The sequence below is a fragment of the Methylobacterium sp. J-059 genome (assembly GCF_022829485.1).
In the GTDB taxonomy this organism is placed as follows: domain Bacteria; phylum Pseudomonadota; class Alphaproteobacteria; order Rhizobiales; family Beijerinckiaceae; genus Methylobacterium.
Window position 1 is genome coordinate 16,937 of sequence record NZ_JAKSYA010000016.1, and the last position, 22,135, is coordinate 39,071.

The 22,135-nt window shown below is 73.6% G+C and carries 22 protein-coding genes; 16 read left to right on the forward strand and 6 right to left on the reverse strand.

All coding sequences use genetic code 11. The features are described 5' to 3' along the window. The first annotated feature begins 41 nt into the window (after window positions 1-41). The 8 genes from MKK55_RS00840 (at window position 42) to rho (ending at window position 6,452) form a co-directional block, all read left to right on the forward strand. A complete protein-coding gene (locus MKK55_RS00840) occupies window positions 42-686 on the forward strand; it encodes a Maf family protein (protein WP_243932818.1) in 645 nt (214 codons plus the stop codon). Window positions 687-695: 9 nt separating this feature from the next. After that, window positions 696-1,745: a cation diffusion facilitator family transporter gene (locus tag MKK55_RS00845; protein WP_243932819.1), complete on the forward strand. Its 1,050-nt coding sequence runs from the start codon at window positions 696-698 to the stop codon at window positions 1,743-1,745. Beyond that, window positions 1,742-2,575 carry a shikimate dehydrogenase gene (locus tag MKK55_RS00850; RefSeq protein WP_243932821.1) on the forward strand — a complete coding sequence of 278 codons (834 nt, stop codon included), beginning with the start codon at window positions 1,742-1,744 and terminating at the stop codon, window positions 2,573-2,575. The genes MKK55_RS00845 and MKK55_RS00850 overlap by 4 nt, the downstream gene beginning before the upstream one ends. 10 nt (window positions 2,576-2,585) lie before the next feature. Beyond that, window positions 2,586-3,209, forward strand: a complete 624-nt coding sequence (coaE, locus tag MKK55_RS00855) for a dephospho-CoA kinase (RefSeq protein WP_243932822.1) — start codon at window positions 2,586-2,588, stop codon at window positions 3,207-3,209. 111 nt (window positions 3,210-3,320) lie between these two features. Beyond that, a complete protein-coding gene (locus MKK55_RS00860; RefSeq protein WP_147728283.1) occupies window positions 3,321-3,563 on the forward strand; it encodes a type II toxin-antitoxin system HicA family toxin in 243 nt (80 codons plus the stop codon). Further along, on the forward strand, window positions 3,560-3,787 hold the full coding sequence (locus MKK55_RS00865; RefSeq protein ID WP_147728284.1) for a type II toxin-antitoxin system HicB family antitoxin: 228 nt from the start codon (window positions 3,560-3,562) through the stop codon (window positions 3,785-3,787). Before MKK55_RS00860 ends, MKK55_RS00865 begins: the two co-directional genes overlap by 4 nt. Before the next feature lie 165 nt (window positions 3,788-3,952). Beyond that, window positions 3,953-4,492: a ferritin-like domain-containing protein gene (locus MKK55_RS00870; RefSeq protein ID WP_147728285.1), complete on the forward strand. Its 540-nt coding sequence runs from the start codon at window positions 3,953-3,955 to the stop codon at window positions 4,490-4,492. Between the two features lie 694 nt (window positions 4,493-5,186). Beyond that, window positions 5,187-6,452 carry a transcription termination factor Rho gene (rho, locus tag MKK55_RS00875; RefSeq protein ID WP_147728289.1) on the forward strand — a complete coding sequence of 422 codons (1,266 nt, stop codon included), beginning with the start codon at window positions 5,187-5,189 and terminating at the stop codon, window positions 6,450-6,452. A 228-nt stretch (window positions 6,453-6,680) separates the two neighbouring features. Here rho and MKK55_RS00880 read toward each other — a convergent pair whose 3' ends face one another. Together MKK55_RS00880 and MKK55_RS00885 are read right to left on the reverse strand one after the other, a co-directional pair. Continuing rightward, a complete protein-coding gene (locus tag MKK55_RS00880; protein WP_147728287.1) occupies window positions 6,681-7,403 on the reverse strand; it encodes a TerC family protein in 723 nt (240 codons plus the stop codon). Window positions 7,404-7,431: 28 nt separating this feature from the next. Beyond that, complete coding sequence (locus tag MKK55_RS00885) at window positions 7,432-8,376, reverse strand: lipid kinase (protein ID WP_243932823.1); 945 nt, start codon at window positions 8,374-8,376, stop codon at window positions 7,432-7,434. A gap of 589 nt (window positions 8,377-8,965) precedes the next feature. On the opposite strand from MKK55_RS00885, the gene MKK55_RS00890 reads away from it, so the two are divergent. From MKK55_RS00890 to MKK55_RS00905, 4 genes are all read left to right on the forward strand, one after another. Beyond that, the gene (locus tag MKK55_RS00890; RefSeq protein WP_243932824.1) at window positions 8,966-9,874 is read left to right on the forward strand and encodes a hypothetical protein; all 909 of its coding nucleotides are present in this window, start codon (window positions 8,966-8,968) and stop codon (window positions 9,872-9,874) included. Window positions 9,875-9,884: 10 nt separating this feature from the next. Beyond that, entirely contained in the window at window positions 9,885-11,222 is a 1,338-nt protein-coding gene (locus tag MKK55_RS00895; protein ID WP_243932825.1) for a nuclease, read from the forward strand. A gap of 259 nt (window positions 11,223-11,481) precedes the next feature. Then, window positions 11,482-12,465 (forward strand): SPFH domain-containing protein, encoded by a 984-nt coding sequence (locus tag MKK55_RS00900; protein WP_243932826.1) that lies wholly within the window; start codon window positions 11,482-11,484, stop codon window positions 12,463-12,465. A 23-nt stretch (window positions 12,466-12,488) separates the two neighbouring features. After that, window positions 12,489-12,923 carry an NfeD family protein gene (locus MKK55_RS00905; protein WP_147728646.1) on the forward strand — a complete coding sequence of 145 codons (435 nt, stop codon included), beginning with the start codon at window positions 12,489-12,491 and terminating at the stop codon, window positions 12,921-12,923. 172 nt (window positions 12,924-13,095) lie between these two features. On the opposite strand, the gene MKK55_RS00910 is transcribed toward MKK55_RS00905, so the two are convergent. Then, on the reverse strand, window positions 13,096-15,972 hold the full coding sequence (locus MKK55_RS00910) for a phosphoenolpyruvate carboxylase (RefSeq protein ID WP_243932827.1): 2,877 nt from the start codon (window positions 15,970-15,972) through the stop codon (window positions 13,096-13,098). A gap of 198 nt (window positions 15,973-16,170) precedes the next feature. Here MKK55_RS00910 and MKK55_RS00915 point away from each other — a divergent pair, with 198 nt between their 5' ends. The 3 genes from MKK55_RS00915 to MKK55_RS00925 all read left to right on the forward strand — a co-directional run bounded on the left by MKK55_RS00915 (window position 16,171) and on the right by MKK55_RS00925 (window position 17,978). Next, on the forward strand, window positions 16,171-16,443 hold the full coding sequence (locus tag MKK55_RS00915) for a hypothetical protein (RefSeq protein ID WP_147728644.1): 273 nt from the start codon (window positions 16,171-16,173) through the stop codon (window positions 16,441-16,443). Further along, window positions 16,440-17,219, forward strand: coding sequence for a hypothetical protein (locus MKK55_RS00920; RefSeq protein ID WP_243932829.1), 780 nt, complete (start codon window positions 16,440-16,442; stop codon window positions 17,217-17,219). Before MKK55_RS00915 ends, MKK55_RS00920 begins: the two co-directional genes overlap by 4 nt. A gap of 333 nt (window positions 17,220-17,552) precedes the next feature. Continuing rightward, window positions 17,553-17,978, forward strand: a complete 426-nt coding sequence (locus MKK55_RS00925; protein ID WP_409565995.1) for a cupin domain-containing protein — start codon at window positions 17,553-17,555, stop codon at window positions 17,976-17,978. 124 nt (window positions 17,979-18,102) lie between these two features. Here MKK55_RS00925 and MKK55_RS00930 read toward each other — a convergent pair whose 3' ends face one another. Both MKK55_RS00930 and MKK55_RS00935 read right to left on the reverse strand, forming a co-directional pair. Beyond that, the gene (locus MKK55_RS00930; RefSeq protein ID WP_405041657.1) at window positions 18,103-19,047 is read right to left on the reverse strand and encodes a DMT family transporter; all 945 of its coding nucleotides are present in this window, start codon (window positions 19,045-19,047) and stop codon (window positions 18,103-18,105) included. 78 nt (window positions 19,048-19,125) lie between these two features. Then, on the reverse strand, window positions 19,126-20,019 hold the full coding sequence (locus MKK55_RS00935; RefSeq protein WP_243932833.1) for a LysR family transcriptional regulator: 894 nt from the start codon (window positions 20,017-20,019) through the stop codon (window positions 19,126-19,128). A gap of 106 nt (window positions 20,020-20,125) precedes the next feature. On the opposite strand from MKK55_RS00935, the gene MKK55_RS00940 reads away from it, so the two are divergent. Next, on the forward strand, window positions 20,126-21,028 hold the full coding sequence (locus MKK55_RS00940) for a DMT family transporter (protein ID WP_243932834.1): 903 nt from the start codon (window positions 20,126-20,128) through the stop codon (window positions 21,026-21,028). Between the two features lie 151 nt (window positions 21,029-21,179). On the opposite strand, the gene MKK55_RS00945 is transcribed toward MKK55_RS00940, so the two are convergent. Then, window positions 21,180-21,980, reverse strand: coding sequence for an HD-GYP domain-containing protein (locus tag MKK55_RS00945; RefSeq protein WP_243932835.1), 801 nt, complete (start codon window positions 21,978-21,980; stop codon window positions 21,180-21,182). Window positions 21,981-22,135: the final 155 nt, after the last annotated feature.

Here is a 22,135-nt window from a genome sequence, read left to right on the forward strand (position 1 = left end):
TCGGCTTGCGGGCGCGCGCCGATCCGTGACACTCCGGCGGGATGCAGCCTTCCTCCCCCTGGCTCGGGTCCGCGCCGCTCCTCCTCGCCTCGACCAGCCCGACGCGGCGGATGCTGCTGGAGAGCGCCGGCCTGGCCGTCGAGACGACGGCGCCGGGCGTCGACGAGCGCGCGGTCGAGGCGGCCTGCGCCGGCCCGGATCCCGGGACTTCGTCCGGGACCCTTTCGCCCGAGGCCTTGGCGCTGCGGCTCGCCGAGGCCAAGGCGGTGGCGGTCGCCGGGCGGCATCCCGGCCGCGTCGTCGTCGGGGCCGACCAGGTGCTCGCCTGCGACGGCGCGGTGTTCCACAAGCCCGCGGGCCTGGACGCGGCGCGCGCGCAGCTGGCGCGCCTGGCCGGGCGCACCCACCTCCTGCACGCGGCGGTCGCCCTAGCGCAGGACGGCGCGGTCGAGAGCTTCGTCGAGACCGCGCGCCTGACCCTGCGCCCGCTCGATCCCCGGGCGATCGCGACTTACGTGGCGCTGGCGGGCGCGGAGCGCGTGCGGGCGAGCGTCGGCGGCTACCAGCTCGAAGGGCTCGGCATCCACCTGTTCGAGCGGGTCGAGGGCGACCACAGCACCATCCTGGGCCTGCCGCTGCTGCCGCTGCTCGCGCGGCTGCGGGCCAAGGGCCTCCTGGCATTCTAGGAACGCGACATGGCGGGACACGATCACCACGACCCTGCCGGGCACCGGCATCCCGATGCGGGGCACGACCGGGGCCACGACCATGCCGGCCATGATCACGGTGCGCATGACCACGCGGGTCACGACCATGCCGGGCACAGCCATGCCGGACATGGTCATGGCGGCCACGGCCACGTCCACGCGCCGGCGAGCTTCGGACGTGCCTTCGCCATCGGCATCGGGCTCAACGCCGCCTTCGTGGTGATCGAAGCCGGCTATGGATGGGCCGCCAACTCGATGTCGCTGGTGGCCGATGCCGGCCACAACCTTTCCGACGTGCTCGGGCTGGTGGCCGCCTGGGTCGCCTCGGTGCTGGTCAAGCGCCGCTCGACCGCGCGCTTCACCTACGGCCTGCGCGGCTCGTCGATCCTGGCCGCCCTGTTCAACGCCGTGTTCCTGCTCGTCGCCACCGGCGCGATCCTGTGGGAGGCGGTCTCGCGCCTGATCCATCCCGAGCCGGTGGCCGGCACCACGGTGATGGTGGTGGCCGGCCTCGGCATCCTGGTGAACGGGGTCACCGCCTGGCTGTTCGCGTCGGGCGCCAAGGGCGACATCAACATCCGCGGCGCCTTCCTGCACATGGCCGCCGACGCCGCGGTCTCGGCCGGCGTCGTGCTCGCCGGCCTGATCATCCTCGCCACCGGCCTCGACTGGATCGACCCCGCCGTCAGCCTCGTCGTCGCCGGGCTCATCGTCTGGGCGACCTGGGGCCTGCTGCGCGACAGCGTCGCGATGTCCCTCGACGCGGTGCCGCCGGGCATCGACCCGGACGCGGTGCGCGCCTATCTCGGCGCCCGTCCTGGGGTCTCGGGCCTGCACGACCTCCACATCTGGCCGATGAGCACCACCGAGATCGCGCTGACGGCCCATCTCGTGATGGCGGACGGCCATCCGGGCAACGGCTTCCTCGTGGAGATCGCCGAGGCCCTGCGCGCCCGCTTCGGCATCGCCCACGCCACGGTGCAGATCGAGGAGGCCGGCGGGCCGCCCTGCCTCCTCGCGCGGGAGTGCGTCGCGTGAGGCGCGCCTTCGTCGTCGGCCACCCGATCGCGCATTCGCGCTCGCCGCTGATCCACGGGCACTGGCTGGCCGAGCACGGGATCGCCGGCAGCTACGCGCGCATCGCCGTCGCGCCGGCGGACTTCGCCGAGTTCTTTCGCCGGCTACCGGAATCGGGTTTTGCCGGCGGCAACGTCACGATCCCGCACAAGGAGGCGGCCTTCGCGCTGAGCGACAGCCTGACGCCGCGGGCGCGGGCGATCGGCGCGGTCAACACGCTGGTCGTCGGCGCCGACGGGCGCATCGCCGGCGACAACACCGACGCGCCGGGCTTCGCCGCGCATCTCGACCGGAACCTCGGCGAAGGCTGGCCCGAGCGGGCCGGCGCCGCGCTGGTGCTCGGGGCCGGCGGAGCGGCGCGCGCCATCGTCGTCGGCCTGGCCGAGCGCGGCCTGGCGCGGATCGTGGTTGCCAACCGCACCCGCGAGCGGGCGGAGGCCGTGGCGGCCTTGGCTCCCGGCATCGCCACCGCGATCGCCTGGGACGCGATCCCCGAGGCGATGCCGGAGGCCGGGCTCCTGGTGAACACCACCGCCCTCGGCATGGCCGGGCAGCCGCCGCTCGGCCTCGACCTCGGCCCGCTGCCGGCCCGCGCGGCGGTGGCCGACATCGTCTACGTCCCGCTGGAGACGCCGCTGCTTGCCGCCGCCCGCGCCCGCGGCCTTGCCGCCGTCGACGGGCTCGGGATGCTGCTGCACCAGGCCGTGCCCGGCTTCGAAGCCTGGTTCGGCGTGCGCCCGGCGGTGACGGAGGCCCTGCGCGCCGTCGTCGTCGCCGACCTGCCGGGATAGATTGGCCTGGATGAGCGACACCGCGCGCAAAAAACCGTTCGTGCTCGGGCTCACCGGCTCGATCGGCATGGGAAAGTCCGCCACCGCGGCGATGTTCGCCGCCCGCTTCGTGCCGGTGCACGACGCCGACGCGGCGGTGCATGCGCTCTACGGGCCGGGCGGCGCGGCGGCCGAGGCGATCGGCGCCGCCTTCCCCGGCACGCTCGCGCCCGACGGCGGCGTCGACCGCACCCGCCTGCGCGAGGCGGTGCTCGGGCGGCCGGACAGGCTCGCGACGCTGGAAGGGCTGGTCCATCCGCTGGTCCGCGCCGCCGGCCACGCCTTCCTCGAGCGCCACGCGGCCGCGCCGCTGGTGCTGCTCGACGTGCCCCTGCTCTACGAGACCGGCGGCGAGACCCGCTGCGACGCCGTCCTCGTGGTCACCGCGCCGCCCGCGGTGCAGCGCGCCCGGGTGCTCGCCCGCCCCGGCATGACCGAGGCCGCCTTCGAGGCGATCCGCGCCAAGCAGATGCCGGATGCCGAGAAGCGGGCGCGGGCCGACTACGTGATCGACACGAGCCTCGGCTTCGCCGCCGCCGAGGCGGAGGTGGCGCGGATCGTCGCGCGGATATCCGACCAGGCGGGACATCGCTGACGTGGCTCCAGCGATTAACCTGGTCCTAACCCATTCGCGATAAAATGCCGGATCAATAAGAATTAACGCATCACCGTTAATGATTGCCTTCGAATCAGGAGGCGGTGCTGCATGTCGAAACGCCTGGAAGCGATGCGGGCCAATCCCGCGGCTGGGTGGACCGTGTCGGACATCGCTGCGCTCTGCGCCGAGTTCGACGTAGCTTGCCATCCACCACGGGGCGGCGGTTCGCACTATCGGGTCGGCCACCGGTCGCAATTCGAAAAGTTGACGATCCCCGCCGCTCGGCCGATCAAGGGGTGGTATATCCGCGAACTTGTTCGGTTCATCGACAAGGTCGGAGCCGCGCCATGAGCGAACTCACCTACCCCGTGGTGATCTCCCCACTGACCCAGGACGACGGCGGCGGCTTCGCTGCGACCGTGCCCGATCTCCCCGGCTGCATGTCGGACGGCGAGACGCCCGAGGAAGCGCTCGTGAACGTCCGCGACGCGATCGACGCGTGGATCGCCATGGCTCGCGAGCTCGGTCATGCCGTGCCCCCTCCCTCGCACGCGCTGCAGCGGGCTGTCGGCTGAACGGCACGCGCCGTCCTCGGCCGACGTCCGCCGCCGCCCGACGGCGTTCGGTTCCTCCACAGGGGGCGATATTTCGTCGGGAGCCGATGCGGGGGCGGCGGGTTGGCAGCCCAGGGGCCGCCTGCCGTCGCGGGCCGCCCGCGACGCACCCGAAGGACATCCGCCATGGCCACCAAGCCGAAGACGCTGCACGATGCGTTCTACGAGACGTTGAAGGACGTCTACTACGCCGAGAAGCAGTCGGTGAAGGCGCTTAAGAAGTCGGCCAAGGCCGCCGAGCATGCCGAGCTCCGCCAGGCCTTCGAGACCCATGCCGAGGAGAGCGCCAACCAGGTCGAGCGGCTCGGCCAGGTGTTCGAGATCATCGGCAAGCCGGCCCGCGCCAAGACCTGCGAGGCGATGCAGGGCATCACCTCCGAGATGGAGGAGGACCTGGAGGATTTCGGCGACAGCCCCGCCGCCGACGCGGTGCTGGCGGCCTGCGCCCAGGCGGTCGAGCACTACGAGATCGCCCGCTACGGCACCCTGAAGACCTGGGCCGCCCAGCTCGGCTACGCCGACGCGGCCAAGCTCCTCGACGAGACCCTGCAGGAGGAGAAGAAGACCGACGCGCTGCTCTCGGAGATCGCCGAGAAGCTCAACCTCGACGGCACCGAGCCGACCGAGGAGCCCGCCGGCAAGAAGGGCGGCCGCAAGGCGGCGTAGGCGCGCACCGAACGACCCCGTCCCCGCATCGCAGCGCACGACGCGCCCCCTCTCCCGCACGGGGGAGGGGGCGCGTCGTGCGTCGAGCGATCCGGTCCTGCGGGGATTGGCCGATCCGGCCATCCGCTTCGAGACGGCTTTCTCACCTCTCGGTTCGAGACCGACCCTGCCATCCCGGGGCTGCGCAGCAGAGCCCGGGATCCGGAGCCGCCGACGGCGCCATCTTCAGCGCGACCTGCGGTTCTGGATGCCGGGCAGGTCCGCGGCGCCCCGGGATGACGACGGCGGGTGCCGCGACCGCGACGCCCATCGCTCCGATCCGCCCGCTCCGCGCGAGCCCCCGGTCGGAGCGAGGCCTCGGAAACCCACCCCCTTGAGCCGGCATCGAAAACGCGATATGCGTGGTCTGCCCTCCTAAAAAAAGCGCCGCCGCCGCATCCGTGAGCCCCCGGGGCTCCGCCCAGACGATGCACGGGTCCGCCGCAACCGTTTGCGGCCAGACATCCGGCGCCCTCTCCCGATTGCCAGGCTCCCTGCCTCAACCTTCGCTTTCGTCGGTTCAAGACATCCCATGAACGAACAGTCCGACGTCTCCGCCCTCGCGGACATCCCAGGCTCGAACTTGCCCGACTCGAACTTGCCCGACCCGACCCCGTCGACCGAGGGCGCGCTCGCGGCCTCCGACCTCGACGCCATGCGCGAGGTCAAGCTCCAGGACCTCAAGTCCAAGACGCCGACCGACCTGATCGCCTTCGCCGAGGAGGTCGAGGTCGAGAACGCCTCGACCATGCGCAAGGCCGAGCTGATGTTCGCGATCCTGAAGCAGCTCGCGGCCAAGGAGGTTGAGATCATCGGCGCCGGCACCTGCGAGGTGCTGCAGGACGGGTTCGGCTTCCTGCGCTCGTCGGAATCGAACTACCTGCCGGGCCCGGACGACATCTACATCTCGCCGACCCAGATCCGCCGCTTCGGCCTGCGCACCGGCGACACGGTGGAAGGCCCGATCCGCGGCCCCAAGGACGGCGAGCGCTACTTCGCGCTGCTCAAGGTCAACACGATCAACTTCGAGAACCCGGAGAAGATCAAGCACAAGGTCCACTTCGACAACCTGACGCCGCTGTTCCCGACCCAGCGCTTCAAGCTGGAGCTCGACGCGCCGCCGAAGAAGGACTTCTCGCCCCGCATCATCGACATCGTCGCCCCCATCGGCAAGGGCCAGCGCGCGCTGATCGTCGCGCCGCCGCGCACCGGCAAGACCGTGCTGATGCAGAACATCGCGCAGTCGATCACCATCAACCACCCGGAATGCTACCTCATCGTGCTGCTCATCGACGAGCGGCCGGAGGAGGTCACCGACATGATCCGCTCGGTGAAGGGCGAGGTCATCGCCTCGACCTTCGACGAGCCGGCCACCCGCCACGTGCAGGTCGCCGAGATGGTGATCGAGAAGGCCAAGCGCCTGGTCGAGCACGGCCGCGACGTGGTCATCCTGCTGGATTCGATCACCCGCCTCGGGCGCGCCTACAACACCGTGGTGCCGTCGTCGGGCAAGGTGCTCACCGGCGGCGTCGACGCCAACGCGCTGCAGCGCCCGAAGCGCTTCTTCGGCGCGGCCCGCAACATCGAGGAGGGCGGCTCGCTCTCGATCATCGCCACCGCGCTGATCGACACCGGCTCGCGCATGGACGAGGTGATCTTCGAGGAGTTCAAGGGCACCGGCAACTCCGAGATCATCCTGGACCGCAAGGTCTCGGACAAGCGCATCTTCCCGGCGATCGACATCACCCGCTCGGGCACCCGCAAGGAGGAGCTGCTGGTTCCCCCGGACGCGCTCAAGAAGACCTACGTGCTGCGCCGCATCCTCAACCCGATGGGCGTCACCGACGCGATCGAGTTCCTGATGGACAAGCTGCGCCAGACCAAGAGCAACGGCGACTTCTTCGACTCGATGAACACCTGAGCGTTTTCGGGCCTTCGGACGAAAAAGAAGGCCCCGATCCTTGGATCGGGGCCTTTTTCATATGCTCCGTACCTCTTCCCTCCCCCCTTAAGCGGGGGAGGGTGGGCCTCGCGTGAGCGAGGGTCGGGAGAGGGGAGCGACCTCTCCGGATAGCGCGCTCCCCTCTCCCGACCCGCTTCGCGGGCCACCCTCCCCCGCAGAGGGGGGAGGGAGAAACCGCTCCGCCGCTCAGGTTCGTCGCCGCCGCCGCACCAGCATGTTCAGCCCCTCGACGCCGGCCGAGAACGCCATCGCGGTGTAGATGTAGCCCTTCGGCACGTGCGCCCCGAAGCCTTCGGCGATCAGCGTCATGCCGATCATGATCAGGAAGCCGAGCGCCAGCATCACCACGGTCGGGTTCCGGGCGATGAAGGCCGAGAGCGGCTCGGCGGCCACCAGCATCACGATCACCGCCACGATCACGGCGATCATCATCACCGGCACGTGCTCGGTCATGCCCACCGCGGTGATGATCGAGTCGATCGAGAAGACGAGGTCGAGCAGCAGGATCTGGCCGATCGCCGCGGCGAAGCCGAGCGACGCGGCGCCCGTCGCCTTCTCCGGCGGCGGGTCGACGCTGTGATGGATCTCGCTGGTGGCCTTCCACAGCAGGAACAGGCCGCCGGCGAGCAGGATCAGGTCGCGCCAGGAGAAGGCGTGGCCGGCGACCTGGAAGACCGGGCTCGTCAGCTGCACGATGAAGGCGACCGTGCCGAGCAGCCCGAGTCGCAGCACCAGGGCGAGCCCGATGCCGATGCGGCGCGCCTGCGCCTGGTGCTCGGGCGGCAGCTTGTTCGTCAGGATCGAGATGAAGATCAGGTTGTCGATCCCGAGCACCACCTCCATCACCACGAGGGTCGCGAGCGCGGCCCACACCGTCGGGTCGGCGGCGAGCTGAACGAGATGGTCCATCGGGCCCCTCCCTCGAAGCGCGCGCGCCTCAGCGCGGCGAGAGCCGGTTCGCGGTGCCCGGCCGGCGGGCGGCATCCGGCGCGTAGATCCTCAGGATCTTCGGGAAGACCTTGAAATGCGCCGGGGTGTGGGTGGTGAGCTCGCCGTCGGTGTTGACGGCCCGCGGCTTGCGCGTGCTCAGCACCACCTCGGTGGTCTGGAAGGCGCGCACGTCCTCGGCCCTGCCATGGGTGCCGCGGCGGAGCGCCGGCAGCAGCGCGAGCAGCCGCCACCAGTGCTTCACCTCGAGCGAGTAGAAGTCGAGCTTGCCGTCGTCGACGGTGGCGGTCTCCTCCACCGTCATGCCGCCGCCGTAGTGGCGCCCGTTGCCGACCGAGGCCTGGATCGTGGTGACGCGCTCGCGCTTTCCGTCGTGCTCGATCGTCACCGTGAAGGGCCGCACCCGGCGCAGCACCCGGAAGGCGGCGATGGCGTAGCCGACCGTGCCCCATTTCTTCTTCGATTCGGCGGTGAGCCCGCCGGCCAGATCCGCCGAGAAGCCGATGCTCGCCACGTTGAAGAAGTAGTGCCCGTTGACCCAGCCGAGATCGACCGGCTGCGCCGCCGCCGTGGTGATCAGCTCCGCGGCCGCCACCGGGTCGAGCGGCAGGCCGAGGGAGCGGGCGAGGTCGTTGGCGGTGCCGAGCGGCAGGATGCCCAACGGCAGCCCGGTCTCGACCAGGGCGGGTGCCGCCGCGTTCATGGTGCCGTCGCCGCCGCCGAGGATCACGAGGTCGACGTCCTGCGCGTGCCGCCGGATCACCGCGCAACCATCGCGCTCGGGCTCCGGCTCGACCAGGTCGAGCCCGCCCGCGCGCAGCGCGTCGCGCACGGCGTCGATCGCGCCGCCGCCGTTGCGGGCCTTCGGGTTGCACAGCAGCAGCGCCCTGCGGCGGCCCGCTGCACCGTCATGGGGAGGAACGCCCGCGCTCACCGGAAAACCTCCGGCATCCCGGATCGAGTTTGCGAATCGGACAAGCGGCAGCCCTTCGGCGCGTTCGTCCCACCCGCGGGGGCGCGGGGGCGACGGCGTGGCAGAGATCCGACATCGCGGTCGACGCCTCGACCGCCAGAGGGGCCCGGACCCGGAATACGGCCTAGGTGGCGTACCGGTCGATCGATCTCAACCCCGGCGCCCGCGCAATCGCGCGCTTCCCATGGGCCGGGGCGGCGGTTTCCGCGGCTTGGACGGTCTTCCGCTCGCATCGATCAGGACCGAAGCCTTCGGCCCGGCCCGGCCGGGTGCCTCGAGCGACCGGGTCCACCGGGCGGACTGCGCGTCCGTCGGGGAGGGGACGCGCGCGTGCTTGGCGTGGTCTTGGCGCGGTCTTGCGCTCCCGATCGGCCGGCGCAATCGCGGGCGTCCGCCGGCACCGGACGCGATTCGCGCGACCCGTCGATGCCGAAGGCGGTCGATCCGCGACGGCGTGCCGGTCCGACGGAACCAGCCGCCCACCCGCTTGCGTTAACCTCGGCCGTTCTAAAACGCCCCGTTCGACGTTCGGCCACCATCCGGTGATCCCATGTGCTCTGATCTCCCGCGCTTCGGCGCCCGGCGTTCCACGCTCGCGCTCGGCCTGATGCTCGCCGCCGGCGCAGCGCAGGCGCAGACGCCTCCGGCCTGGGTCGATCCGCCGGCGAAGGTCGCGCCCGGCACGCCGGCGCCCAAGGCCGAGCCGCAGTCGCAGCCGCAAGCGCAACAGCCCCCAGCACGGGAGTCGACGCGGCCGGCCTCCGAGACCGCGGCCGGCACCGATCGGAATGCGAAGCCGGATCGCGAGACGGCGCAGCCCAGCGGGAACGCGGCGAGCCCGGCGCCCGCCTTCGCGGAGACCGAGCGCGACGGGGCCGCCATGGGGGGGCCGAGCCGGCGCGCCGAGCGGCCGCGCCTGCGCCGTCGCTCGGCGCGGCGGCTCTCGGACACGCCGGCCGCCGACGCGCTGACCGTCGCGCCGCGGATTCCCTCCGGCGCACGCGAGGCGGCGGCCGACCCGCGCTTCGCCGACTGGGCCGGGCAGGCCCAGGGCCTGGCCGAGGATTACCTCGCCTCCTTCTCCGGATCGAACGGCGCCATGGTCTCGGGCGCGTCGCGCTTCTACGGCGAGCGCCTGCGCTTCCACGGGCGGATGACGACGTTCGCGGCCCTGCTCGCCGAGAAGCGCCGCTTCGCGCAGCGCTGGCCCGAGCGGCGCTACGAGCCGCACGACACCCGCACCGCCTGCAATGCGGCGCTGCAGAGCTGCGTCGTGCGCACCCTCGTCGACTTCCGGGCCGGCAACCCGGCCCGCGGCGCGCGCTCGCAAGGGGTCGCCGAGCTGGTGCTCGAGGTGAGCTTCGCCGGCGGCCGGCCGGTGATCGTCTCCGAATCGAGCCGGGTGCTGCGCCGCGGCGCCACGGTCGGCGCGCTTCCCGGAGCCGGCGCCAACGGCTAGACGACACGCCATGACAGCCTCGGCCACGAAACCACCGGCCACCGGAACATCGGCCACGACGCCCCCGGATGCGGAAGCCGAGGCCGCGACGGCGCGCCCGGCGCTCGCCGGCCCCGGGCGCGCGGCCCTGCGCGGCGCGGTCGAGGCCGAGATCGCGCGCCGCAACCCGAAGCCGGTGGCCCTGCGCACGCTGCAGCTCCTCGCCGAGGCGGCGGTCGAGCCGTCCGAAGCGCCGCCGGGCCATCGCGTCGTCGACCGCCACGGCCGCCCGCGCCGTCATGCCGGGTCGGACGCGCCGCTGACGCTCGCCGAGCTCGTCGACGAGATCCAGGCCCGGCACCCGGCGCTGTTCCGGCCGCCGGCGACCGTGCCGGCCGAGCCCGAGCCCGAGGCGGCCAAGGACGCCAAGGACGCCTCGTTGCTGGCCGGCGCCGCCGAGATGCGCGCCGCCACCGCCCGCCTCGTCGAGACCGGCTCCGAGCGCGCCCGGGCGCTGGCCGAGCGCTCGACCGAGCAGGGCCGGGCGCTCGCCGAATCCGCCGCCGACCGCGTCTCCGGCGTCCGGGCGGGGATGGCCGCCTGGCTCGCCGCGCGGCACGCGGCGGCGGCGAACAGAGCCGCCGAGACGACGGCCGGCGCGGCCCCCCAGCCGGCCTCGCGCGATCCGGCATCCCCCGATCAGGCGTCCCGCGATCCCGCTTGGCGCGAGCAGGCGTCGCGGGTCGGGGCTTCGGCCCGGGACGGGGTCGGCCGCGTCGCCGCGCGCCTGCGGGACTGGCAGGGCGAGGGCGAATCCGTGCGCCAGCACCGGCGCTGGCTGGCCGGCGGCACCGCGGCGGCCCTGCTCGCGGTGCTGGCGGCCGGCCTCGTCGTCGGCAACCGTGCGCCCGAGAACGAGAGCCCGGCCCAGCGTGCGACGCGGGCCGGCGCCGAGAAACCCGCGCCGGCCGCGCCCGCGCCCGATCCGGTGACGCCGCCGCCCGAGACCGGCGACACGGTCGGCCTGCCCGAGCCGCCGGCGCCGCCCGCCGCCAACGCGATCAGCGGCAAGGCCGAGGTCATCGACACCGCGACCGTGCGCGTCGCCGGCAAGCTGATGCACCTGTTCGGCGTCGAGTGGGTGCGCGGCGGGCAGGCGGACGAGCTCACCAAGTACCTCGCCGGCCGGCCGATCACCTGCACGCCGGTGCCCGGCAGCGAGAACGTATCCTGCACCGTCGAGGGCCGCGACCTCTCCGAGGTGGTCCTGTTCAACGGAGGCGGCCGCGCCTCGCCCGAGGCCTCCCCCGAGCTCGTCGCCGCCGAGGACCACGCCCGCACCGAGCGCATCGGGGTGTGGAAGCGCTAGAGCAGCGTCGCGCGAGGTGGACGCCGGCTCGCGTGAAGGCAACGCCATCCCACGAGGCGAGGAAGCGTGTTTCCGCGATCCGGTGATCGCGCAAAACACGCTCCAAGCCGCACGGGACGGACGCGTCGCCCGGACCCGCGCCAGCCGGGCGATGTGGGGAGGCGCCGCCCCTGCGAGGACGAGCGGCGCCCGTTCGCGCCGTCGCCCCCGGCTGCGCTAGGATGCCGGCGCGCCGCGTCGGCGCCTTGCGGGGATGGCGATGAGTCTCTCGATCGGCCTGAGCACCTTCGCGGTCGTGGCGGCGATCCTCGTGGTCGTGACGCTGGCGGCCGGCATCAACATCGTGCCGCAGGGCTACGTCTTCACCGTCGAGCGCTTCGGCCGCTACGCCCGCACCCTCGAATCCGGGCTCGGGCTGATCACCCCGTTCGTCGAGCGCATCGGGCGCCGCGTCAACGTGATGGAGCAGGTGATCGAGGTGCCGAGCCAGGAGGCCTTCACCCGCGACAATGCCGGCGTCACCATCGACGCGGTGGTGTTCTACCAGGTGCTCGACGCCGCCCGCGCTTCCTACGAGATCTCAAACCTCGACGTGGCGACGCGCACCCTGACGATGACCAACATCCGCACCGTGGTCGGCTCGATGGACCTCGACCAGCTGCTCTCGCACCGGGACGAGATCAACGAGCGGCTGCTCAGGGTGATGGACGCCGCCGCCTCGCCCTGGGGGGTGAAGATGACCCGCATCGAGATCAAGGACATCGTGCCGCCGGCGGACCTGGCCGGCGCCATGGCCCGGCAGATGAAGGCCGAGCGCGAGAAGCGCGCCTCGGTGCTGGAGGCGGAAGGCCACCGCCAGGCCGACATCCTGCGCGCCGAGGGGCGCAAGCAGTCGGCGATCCTGGAGGCGGAAGGCCGCAAGGAGGCCGCCTTCCGCGATGCCGAGGCCCGCGAGCGCTCGGCCGAGGCCGAGGCGAAGGCCACGGGCATGATCAGCGCCGCGATCGCCGCGGGCGACATCGCGGCGGCGAACTTCCTGGTGGCCGAGAAGTACGTCGAGGCGGTGCGCGCCATCGCCACCGCCCCGAACCAGCGGGTCGTCGTGGTGCCGATCGAGGCGGCGGCGCTCGCCGGGACGCTGGGCGGCATCGCCGAGATCACGAAGTCGGTGTTCGGGGAGGGCGCGGCGCCCGCGCGCCCACGCTCCGGTGCGCCGCCCAGCGTCGGGGTGCCGCGGACGTGAGCTTCTCCGGCGCCTGGTCTCAAATCTTGGCGAACGCCTTCGCGGATCTGGGTCCGGCCTGGGCCTGGATCCTCGCCGGCCTGGCGCTGGCCGGGCTCGAGCTGGTGGCACCCGGCATCTTCCTGATCTGGCTCGGGCTCGCTGGGCTCGCCACCGGCCTCGTCGCGGCGCTCGTGCCCCTGCCGTGGCAGGCGCAGCTGCTGCTGTTTTCCGGGCTCGCCGTCGCCGCGGTGCTCATCGCCCGCCGCCTCGGCCGCGACCACGTCCCGACCCTCAACCGCGCCGACCGCGGCCTCGTCGGTCGCGAAGGCCTGCTCGCCGAGCCGATCCAGGACGGCGCCGGCCGCATCCGCTTCGACGACACCCTCTGGCGCGTCACCGGCCCGGACCTCCCCGCCGGCGCGCGGGTGCGGGTGACCGGCATCGACGGGACGGTGCTGGTGGTGACGGGAGCGTGAGGCGGCTGCGGCTCGGGCTGGCCGCATCGTTCGCCGCTCCGCCCCGTCATCCCGGGGCCGCGCAGCGGAGCCCGGGATCCAGTGCCGCAGGTCGATCTTCAGTCCGCACCCTCGGCGGCTCTGGATTCCGGGCTCGCCTGCGGCGCCCCGGAATGACGGGGGTGGCGCCCCCTCACCCGAACGCGCCGACCTCGTGCTGGATCATCCCCGAGATCTCGCGCACCTGGGTGAACATCTTGGCGATCGGCTGGAACAGGCCGGAATGCTCGGCCTCGTAGGTGCCGACGTCGCGCGGGCCGGCCGGCTCGCCGAAGTTGAGGCCGAGCGTCGGGTCGGGGGTGACGGGGAAGATCTCGTCGAGGAGCTTCAGGCAGCCGTCGATGTCGAGGCGCAGGAAGCGCTCCAGCAGCTGCTCGCGGCTGACGCCGGCCTGGGGCCGGAAGCCGGGGATGTGGACGGCGGTGAACCAGATCCGGTGGATCAGCGCGAGGCGGATCGCGTGGAGCAGGGTGAGGCGCACCGACATCTTCCTCAGGTCGGGGGCGGCGGCCTGCAGGCTCAGCGCGTCGGTGGTCAGCCGCCCGAACAGGCGGCGCAGGTTCGGCGCGAGGTCGAGGCGGTCGAGGACCCCGGCGATGACGATCAGCTCCTCGCGCCGGCCGTCCTTCTGGGTGCGGCGGGCGCGCTCGAGCCACACCGCGGGGTCCAGCGTGTCGATGTAGGCGCGCAGCACGTCGAGGTCGCCGACCGAGGCCGCGTGCTGGACCAGGCGGAAGGCGCGGGAGAACCGCACCGAGTCGCGGCGCATGTCGCGGAACAGGTCGGGCGCGCGCCCCGCCGCGCGGCCGAGCCCGTGCAGGGAGTTGGCGAGGTAGCCGAGCTGCTGCAGGATCGCGTTGTTGGGGATCGCCCGCATCTGGCGCGGATGGGTGATCAGCGCCGGCCCGCCCGAATCCGACTGCCGCGCCACCGGGCGCGAGCCGGTGCGGTCGATCAGCCCCGGGCCGAAGGTGCCGAGCAGGGCGGCGTAGCCGGGATCGTCGACCAGCGCCTCCATGTCCTGGCGCACGACGGTGAAGAACTCGAGGGCGAAGTCGGTCTCGGCGTAGACCGGATCGTCGGCGGCGTCCGCGCCCTCGGCCGGGTCGGAGAGGGCGTAGTCGGGGAAGGCGTCGTCCTCGGCCACGTCGAGGGCGTAGACGTGCTCGGCCACCCGCGCGATCGAGGCCTCGGCGATCGCCTGCGAGCCGAACAGCAGGTAGCCGTCGGTGCCCTGGAAGCTCGATTCGAGGCGGACCTTGATCCCGGCCTTCTGGTTGCGCGCGCGCGCATCCTCGGGGGCGAGGTAGGCGAGGCGGTCGCGCAGGGAGGTCGGGTGGGCGCCGCGGCCGATCGATTCGCCGTGGGTGTCGAAGATCGCCAGCTCGACGTCGGCGAGCCCGTTCGAGACCAGCATCTCGGTGATGCGCAGGCGCAGCCGCTCGATCCAGAAGGTGGCGGCGAGCTGGCCGACGTAGCGCCCGGAATCGGAATAGCCGAACTGCACGGTGAGGCGGCCGATGCGCTTGAGGTAGCGCCGCCAGTGCGGGTTGCGCAGCGCATCGTCGAGCACCCGGATGCCCTGCTCCAGGGCGCTCGCCGTCTCGAACAGCGGCGTGATCTCGAGCTTGTCGGCGATGCCGTAATGGCGCGCGAGCCAGAGCGCGGCCAGCAGCGTGTAGCCGGTCTCGGTCTCGGCGATGAGGAAGCGCACCGGGTGCGTGCCGTCGACGTGCTTGAGGATCTGCGCGATCGTCATCATCAGCCGGGCGGCGGAGGCGCGCTCGGCGGCGAGCGCGCCGAAATCCACCGCCACCGGCTGCACGTCGTTGAGCAGCGTGTGGATCGCCGAGAGGTGCGAGCGGCGCTGGGCGGCGTCGGCCGGCTCGCCTTCGAGGTCGATGACCCGGCGGACCGCGTTGTGGATCTGGCTGGCGTTGAGCCGGAAATGCGGCAGCGCGTTCGAGAGCCCGTGCGTGGCGATGCCCGAGCGCAGGACCGCGATCCTGCGCCGGTCGGCGTCCGTCTCGGCCGCGGTGACGGCGCCGGCGAGCCCGGCCAGCAGCGCGCCGGAATCGGTCTGCGCCCGCTCGCGCTCGATGATCAGCGCCAGCGCGAAGCGGTGCACCGCCTCGAGCGAGGGCTTGTCGCCGAGCCGCGGCGCCACCGCGAGCTGGCGGTTGACGGCGGCCAGCGCCTGCTCAGCGAGCGTCCGCACCACGTTCGCGGCGGGGATGGCGGGGAGGTGGCGCATCACCCGGTCGAGCTGCATGCGCTTGGATTCGAGGCGGTAGCGCAGGGTGTCCCACCAGCCGATGTCGGTGCGCCCGTCGGTGTCGCAGCCGACCCAGCTGGCGATGGCGAAGGGCTTCGGCACCAACTCGGTCCAGCGGTCGGGCCAGCGCCTCTGCGCGGCGTCGAGCAGCGCGCCGTTGAACGCGTCCACCGCCTCGCGGCCGTGGTTGGCGGCCACGCAGGCCTGCTCGAACTCGCCGTCGAGGGTGATCGGCGCGTCCGGCCGGGTCGAGAGCCGGGCGGCCTTCTCGATCAGGGGCGCGCGCGCATCCGGGTCGTCGAGGCTCGCGGCCTCGGCGAGCAGGGCCGCCACCGCCTTCGGCATGCCGAAGGTCGGGTGCGCGGTGAACACCACGGCGAAGGCGGTGCGCGCGATCCGGTCGCGGAAGCTCTCGAAGGCGCCGGGCCGGTCGGGCACCGCCGCGACGAGGCGCGCCGGCATCGCCGCGTCGGCATCGGGATGGTCCTCGATGCCGACGTAGGCGCGCAGCCGCGCCGCGCGGTCGGCCAGCGCCTGCGCCCGCAGGCGCACGAACAGCGCGTCGAGGTCGGCCTCGCCGATCTCGTCCCGGTCGAACCGGCGGGTGATCGCCAGCGTCACCGCCAGCACGGGGTTGCGGAACGGATCCTCGCTCGCCTGCTCGCGCGAGGCCTCGATCAGCCCGACGAGATGGCCTTCGAGCTCCTCCGGGTCGCGATGGGCGTGCGTTCGCATCGGTCAGGCTCCGGCAGGACGGGGGCAGGCGGCTTTTGGCGGGGACGCCCGGCGCGTGCAAGGCGCCGGCGGCCCGGGGCCGGAGAGGCAAGGACCGTTCCGCTCCGGCCAAGGTCTCGCCGCGGATCCCAGCCGCGTGCGGTCGCAGGCGTGCCCCGGGGTGCATGCGGCCTCCGCTTGCGCTAACGCTGCGGGGCAATGGAAACGCTCCTGATCCTGGCGGCCGTCGCGGCCTGCGCGGTGGCCGGCACGGTGGTGCTCCGGCTGCTCGCGCGCGGCCGGCGCGAACCGCTGCGCCTCGACAGCGAGCACGACGCCGCCGACGAGGCGCTGCTGCTGGCCGAGATCGGCCCGACCGCGAGCCCGATCGACCGCTCCGGCGCGGTGCTCGACCTCGAGCCGATCCGGGCGGAGAGCCGGGAGGCGCCGCGCCTGGCCCGGCCCGATCGCACGGAGGGCGACCCGCGATGAGGACCTTTCTGCTCGCGCTGCTGGCCGCCGGGCTCGCCGCGGCGCCGGCCCAGGCGCAAGTCGCGCCGCCCGTGCCGGCCGCCCCTGCGCCCGTCCCTGCCCCCGCTCCCGAGCCGGCCCCGCCGACGCCGGCCGCCGACCTCGCGGTGCTGCAACCCTGCGGCGCGCGGGCGGCGCGCTTCGAGGGCGCCAAGGGCTTCGACGTGGTGGTGACGCGGATCGGCCGCGCCAGCATCGCGAACCCGCTGCGGCCGCTGACGCCGGAAACCAGCCAGGTGCTGCAGGTGGTGATCGCGGCCAAGCCCGCCACCGCCTACGGGCCGGACCTGACGGCGCTGCGCCGCGGGCCCGCCCCCGCCGCCCTCGAAACCCAGCTCGGCGCCCCGATCCGCTGGGAGAACGGCCTGCCGGACCTGCCCGACCCGCTGCCGATCGTGGCCGAGGACGGCACCCCGCTGGCCGCGCTCGCCTTCCGCGCCTGCATCGACCCGCCCGCCGTCGCCGCGCCGCCGGTGGTCGCACGCGGGACCAAGGGGAACGGCCAAGGGGCGAGCAAGGGGGCGGGCAGGGGGAACGCCAAGGGCAACGCCAAGGGGAACGCGCAGGGCAACGCTCTCGAGGCCGGGCCGGCGGACGGCGCGCCCGACCCGAGCGGCGCCGGCCAGGAACCGGCGAAAGCGGCCGCGCGGAGGCCGGCGAAACCCGCGCCGCGCAAGGATGCGGCCCCGAAGGCCCCGCCCGGCTTCCACGTCCCGCAGGGCGCCATCGCCGAGTAGGCGCGGGGTTCTGGCGGAGGCTCGCCGCGTTCTTCCCGCGCCTGACGCGGGTTGTCGTGCGCGCATCTCCGCAGGACGGCCCCGGATGGCTCGTTCGCGGTGCAGGACGGCCCCCTCTCCCGTCCGGGAGAGGGTTGGGGTGAGGGGTGCGACCTCGCCGGAAAGACCTGTCCCCTCGCCCTGTCCCTCTCCCGAACGGGAGAGGGGATCCGCGCCTCGCCGGCACGAGGCGCGGGTGCGACAGCCTTTTCGGCCGAGGCAAGCGCGTGCTGAATGTGCCACCACGGTCCCCGGACCGAGCCTGATCGAAGGATGCGAGGAACCATGGCGGAGATGACGGCGGCCGGGGTGATCGCGGCGCTCGGGCTTCGGCCCCACCCGGAGGGCGGGCATTACCGCGAGACCTTCCGCGATCCGCGCCTGGTCGCGGGCCGCTCGGTCGGCAGCGCGATCTACTACCTGCTCGACGTCGGCGAGGTCTCGGCCTGGCACCGCGTCGACGCCGCCGAGATCTGGCACTGGCACGCCGGCGCGCCGCTGGTGCTGACCGTGAGCCCGAACGGCCACGACGCCGCCGCCCACCATCTCGGCCCGGACCTGGCGCGCGGGCAGCGGCCGCAGCTGGTGGTCCCCGAGGGCCATTGGCAGACGGCGACCAGCCTCGGCGCCTGGACGCTGGTCGGCTGCACGGTCTCCCCCGCCTTCGACTTCGCCGGCTTCGAGATGGCCCCGCCCGACTGGCGCCCGACGCCGCGGTGACCCGGGCGCGTCCGGGCCGGGCCGCCGAGACGACGGCCGCGCATCCCCTCGCCCATCGCCCCGCGGGCCGGGAGAGGGGAGGCGGCGCCGCGGATCGTCGATGCGGACGCGACGCCGCTCCCGCTCACGCCCCGCGGCGCGAGGCCCGCAGCGCGACGAGCGCCCCGGCGACGATGAGCGCGCAGGCGAGGCCGAGCACCGGGGTCGCGGCGGCGTAGCCCGCGGCGACGAGGATCAGCGTCGAGAGCACCGGCGCGGCGTAGGCCGCGACGCCGAGCAGGCGGATGTCGCCGCGCTTGCAGCCGATGTCCCACAGGTAGAACGCCGCCCCGACCGGGCCGAGGCCGAGGGCCGCGACGGCGCCCCATTGCAGCGCGCCCGCCGGCCACGCCGTCACCTCCCAGGCGCGGTGGCAGGCGAGGCTGAGCGCGGCGGTGGCGAGGCAGAAGCCGGCGACCGCATCCGTCGGCACCGCGCCGACCCGGCGCGACAGCACCGAGTAGCCCGCCCAGACGAAGGCCGCGGCGAGCGAGGCCGCATAGCCCGGCAAGGCCGCGTCCGAGAGGAAGCCCGCAGCGGCGCCGCGAAGGTCGCCGCGGCCGAGGAACAGCGCCACCACGCCGGCGAGCCCGAGCACCGCGCCGAGGAGGTGGCCGGGCCGCAGCCCGCCGGCGCCGGGGAGCCGCGCCGAGAACAGCACGATCAGCAGCGGCCAGAGATAGTTGATCAGCCCGGCCTCGGCCGGCGGCGCCAGCCGCAGGGCGGCGAAGTACAGGGCGTGGTAGCCGAACAGCCCGCCGACCCCGAGCGCCCAGACCGGCCAGGGCTGGCGCAGGGACGCGAGGCCGGCGGCGATCCCGCCCCGGCGCGACAGCCAGCTCGCGCAGCCGACGAGGCCGCCGAGCGCGAACGTCATCGCCGCGAGCTGGAACGGCGGCACCGCCCCCGACGCCGCGGTGAACAGCGCCAGCAGCGACCACAGCAGGATCGCGCCGCAGCCGAGGAGGGTGGCGGAGGAGGAGGAGATCGCGCGAGACCCGTGATCGCGGAAGGGATTCCGCTCTCCCACGGACCCGCGGGCGAGGGCAACGGGGTTTTGGCGCGGGGGAGGCCCGGTCGGACGGCATCCCGGAACCACGCATCTCCCTCATCCCGCCGAGAAGCCGTCCGCGTCGCGCGCCGCGTGCAGGAAGCCGATCAGGCGTTCCGCCAGGAGGCCCGGCGGCTTCGCCGGGCGGATCAGCAGGGTCGCGATCGGCATGCGGGGGCGGAAGGGGCGCAGCACGATCGGCAGGGCGAGGTCGCGGGCGGCGACCGGGTCGACGATGGCCAGCCCCAGACCCTCGGCGACGAGGCCGCAGCGGGCGGCGGTGTACTGCGCCGTCGGGCCGAAGCGCGGCGCCAGGCCGGCGTCGCGGAACGCCGCCTCCACCGCCTGCTGGAAGTCGCCGGGCGCGCCGGCGATCAGCGGCACGTCGGCGAGGTCCTGGACCGTGATCGCGCGCCCGCCCGCCAGCGGATGGCGCCGGGGCAGGGCGCAGACCGCGTCGACCGTCAGGAACGGCTCGGCGATCACCCCCGCATGGCCGGAGCGCGGGCGCACCAGGCCGAGATCGCACTGGCCGGAGGCGGCCCAGGACCAGATCGTGTCCGGCGCCGGCACGTGCACCGCCACCCGGGCTTCGGGATGCGCCGCCCGGAGGCGGCCGATCGCCCGCGGCAGCAGGCGGGCGACGAGCGACGGCTGGCAGGCGATGCGCAGCGGCCCGGTGCCCATCTCGCGGATGCGGCGGGCGGCCTCGCGCAGGTGGTCGAGCCCGGCATAGGTGCGCTCCACCTCGCGGGCGAAGGCCTCGCCCTCCGCGGTCGGCACCGCGCTGCCGTGCCCGCGCAGGAACAGCGGGAAGCCGAGGGCGCGCTCGAGCTGCGCGACCGCGCGGCTCACGTGCGGCTGTCCGATGCCGAGCGCCTCGGCCGCCCGCGTCATGCCGCCATGGCGCAGCACCGCGCGGAACAGGTCGAGATGGGCGGGGTTCATCATGCCCGATTCGCATGAAAAGCGAGGTTTCGGGCATTTGACGGCATGGGGCGGCGGTGGTTGTCAAGGCGCGGGCGCAGCCGGAGCGGCCGGCGGGACGGCGAACGCGATGCGGACGATCCTCAAACCGACGAATTCGACATCGACGATCCCGGCCCGGGCGACTCATGCGGGCTGGGGCAGCGGGCTCCTCGGCATCCTCATCTTCAGCGCCTCGCTGCCGGCGACGTGGGTGGCGGTGGCCGGCTTCGCGCCGCTGTTCCTCACCGCGGCCCGCGCCGCGATCGCGGGGCTGCTCGGGGCGGGGCTGCTGCTGGCGTTGCGCGCGCCGCGGCCGCTGCGGCGCGACCTCGGCCCGCTGGCGATCGTCGGGCTCGGCGTGGTGATCGGGTTCCCGCTGCTCACCGCGCTGGCGCTCCGGCACGTCACGGCGGCCCATTCCATCGTCTTCCTCGGCCTGCTGCCGCTGGCGACGGCCGTGTTCGGCGTGCTGCGCGACGGCGAGCGGCCCAGGCCCGCCTTCTGGCTGTTCTCCGGCCTCGGCGGCCTCGCGGTCGCGGGCTTCGCCCTGGCGCAGGGCGGGGCCGGGTCGCTCGCCGGCGACCTGTCGATGCTGGCCGCGATCCTGCTCTGCGGCCTCGGCTACGCCGAGGGGGCCGCGCTGTCGCGCCGGCTCGGCGGCTGGCAGGTCATTTCCTGGGCGCTGGTGCTGTCGCTGCCCGTCACCCTCGCGCTGGCGCTCGCGACCCTGCCGGAGGCGTGGGACGTCGGCTGGCCGGCCTGGGCGGCGCTCGCCTACGTCTCGGTGTTCAGCATGCTCGTCGGCTTCGTGTTCTGGTATCGCGGGCTGGCGCTCGGCGGCATCGCCGGCGTCGGCCAGCTCCAGCTGCTGCAGCCGTTCCTCGGCCTGGCGCTGGCCGGCCTCCTGCTGCACGAGCCCGTGGCGCCGGGCATGCTGCTCGCCACCGCCGTGGTCGTCCTGTGCGTGGCCGGGGCCAAGCGTCATGCCTGACGTTGTCCGTCGGGCGATCGCGCGGGCTCACGCCGCCTGTCGCGCGACCGGACGCGGCGCGGGGCCTTCCCTCGCCGGCCCAATGCACTCACGCATCGTGCAGGTCGAGCCGACGCGATCCGCGTCGATCGGTTCGCCCGGGGCAGAGACGTCAGGCGGCGCTCGCGCTGGCGATGGTGCTGCCGACCGCTTCCGCGATCGGCTTGAAGGCGTTGACGAGGTCCGGGTCGACCTTGCCGGTCATGCCGCGGAGGAGGTCGTAGGCGGCCTCGCCCGAGAGCGGGCGCTTGTAGGGCCGCCGCTCGATCAGCGCCCCGTAGATGTCGCAGACCGTGATCAGGCGCACGAGGTCGGGGATCTGCCGCGCGGTCAGCCCGTCCGGATAGCCCGAGCCGTCGAGCGCCTCGTGGTGGGAGCGCACCACCGCAAGCATCGCCGCCGGGTAGTCCTGGCCCTGCAGCATCTCGATGCCCAGCACCGGATGGGTCCGCATCACCGCCATCTCGGCCTCGTCGAGGCGGGCCGGCTTGTTGAGGATCGCCAGCGGGATGCGGGCCTTGCCGAGGTCGTGCAGCAGCGCGGCCTGGGTCAGGTCGCGGCAATCCTGCGTGCGCAGGCCGAGCTGCCGGGCAAAGCCCGCCGCGAGGCCGGCCACTAGCAGGCAGTGCTGGTGCGTCGCGTCGTCGAAGCGCCAGACCACGTCGAGCCAGCCGCGGATGTCGGCCTTGTTGAGGGCGCCGACCACGAGGTCCGCGCCCGCCGCCGCCATCGCCGGGGCCGGGGCGCGGCCGGCGCGGCCGAGGTCGAAGATCCGCGTCAGCGCGGTGTCGGCCTCGGCGATGGCGGCCCGCACCGCGGTCCGGCCGCCGTCGGGCGCGGAAGGGGGCGCGGAGGGAAGCGCGGCGTCCGGTGCGGGCGATGGCGCCGGCGCGTCGACCGAGGGCGCCGGCACGACGGCGCGCAGGGAAACCGCTCTAAGAGACAGGATGAATTCGCGATTTACTTCTGTCGGTAAATGCAAAGTGAAGTGATTCGTATAACCACTCGTTTACCGCGCTTCCTGTGCCGCGAGCCAAGAAAAAACGAAGTAGAAGATCACGATACTGG

Bases quoted from the DNA above. Each gene is read 5' to 3' on its own strand.
- MKK55_RS00910 (WP_243932827.1), bottom strand. From the start codon at position 15,972: ATGCGAACGCACGCCCATCGCGACCCGGAGGAGCTCGAAGGCCATCTC.
- MKK55_RS00880 (WP_147728287.1), bottom strand. From the start codon at position 7,403: ATGGACCATCTCGTTCAGCTCGCCGCCGACCCGACGGTGTGGGCCGCG.
- MKK55_RS00915 (WP_147728644.1), top strand. From the start codon at position 16,171: ATGGAAACGCTCCTGATCCTGGCGGCCGTCGCGGCCTGCGCGGTGGCC.
- MKK55_RS00865 (WP_147728284.1), top strand. From the start codon at position 3,560: ATGAGCGAACTCACCTACCCCGTGGTGATCTCCCCACTGACCCAGGAC.
- MKK55_RS00920 (WP_243932829.1), top strand. From the start codon at position 16,440: ATGAGGACCTTTCTGCTCGCGCTGCTGGCCGCCGGGCTCGCCGCGGCG.
- MKK55_RS00870 (WP_147728285.1), top strand. From the start codon at position 3,953: ATGGCCACCAAGCCGAAGACGCTGCACGATGCGTTCTACGAGACGTTG.
- MKK55_RS00940 (WP_243932834.1), top strand. From the start codon at position 20,126: ATGCGGACGATCCTCAAACCGACGAATTCGACATCGACGATCCCGGCC.
- rho (WP_147728289.1), top strand. From the start codon at position 5,187: ATGCGCGAGGTCAAGCTCCAGGACCTCAAGTCCAAGACGCCGACCGAC.
- MKK55_RS00840 (WP_243932818.1), top strand. From the start codon at position 42: ATGCAGCCTTCCTCCCCCTGGCTCGGGTCCGCGCCGCTCCTCCTCGCC.
- MKK55_RS00895 (WP_243932825.1), top strand. From the start codon at position 9,885: ATGACAGCCTCGGCCACGAAACCACCGGCCACCGGAACATCGGCCACG.
- MKK55_RS00925 (WP_409565995.1), top strand. From the start codon at position 17,553: ATGACGGCGGCCGGGGTGATCGCGGCGCTCGGGCTTCGGCCCCACCCG.
- MKK55_RS00890 (WP_243932824.1), top strand. From the start codon at position 8,966: ATGTGCTCTGATCTCCCGCGCTTCGGCGCCCGGCGTTCCACGCTCGCG.
- MKK55_RS00860 (WP_147728283.1), top strand. From the start codon at position 3,321: ATGTCGAAACGCCTGGAAGCGATGCGGGCCAATCCCGCGGCTGGGTGG.
- MKK55_RS00935 (WP_243932833.1), bottom strand. From the start codon at position 20,019: ATGATGAACCCCGCCCATCTCGACCTGTTCCGCGCGGTGCTGCGCCAT.
- MKK55_RS00900 (WP_243932826.1), top strand. From the start codon at position 11,482: ATGAGTCTCTCGATCGGCCTGAGCACCTTCGCGGTCGTGGCGGCGATC.
- coaE (WP_243932822.1), top strand. From the start codon at position 2,586: ATGAGCGACACCGCGCGCAAAAAACCGTTCGTGCTCGGGCTCACCGGC.
- MKK55_RS00845 (WP_243932819.1), top strand. From the start codon at position 696: ATGGCGGGACACGATCACCACGACCCTGCCGGGCACCGGCATCCCGAT.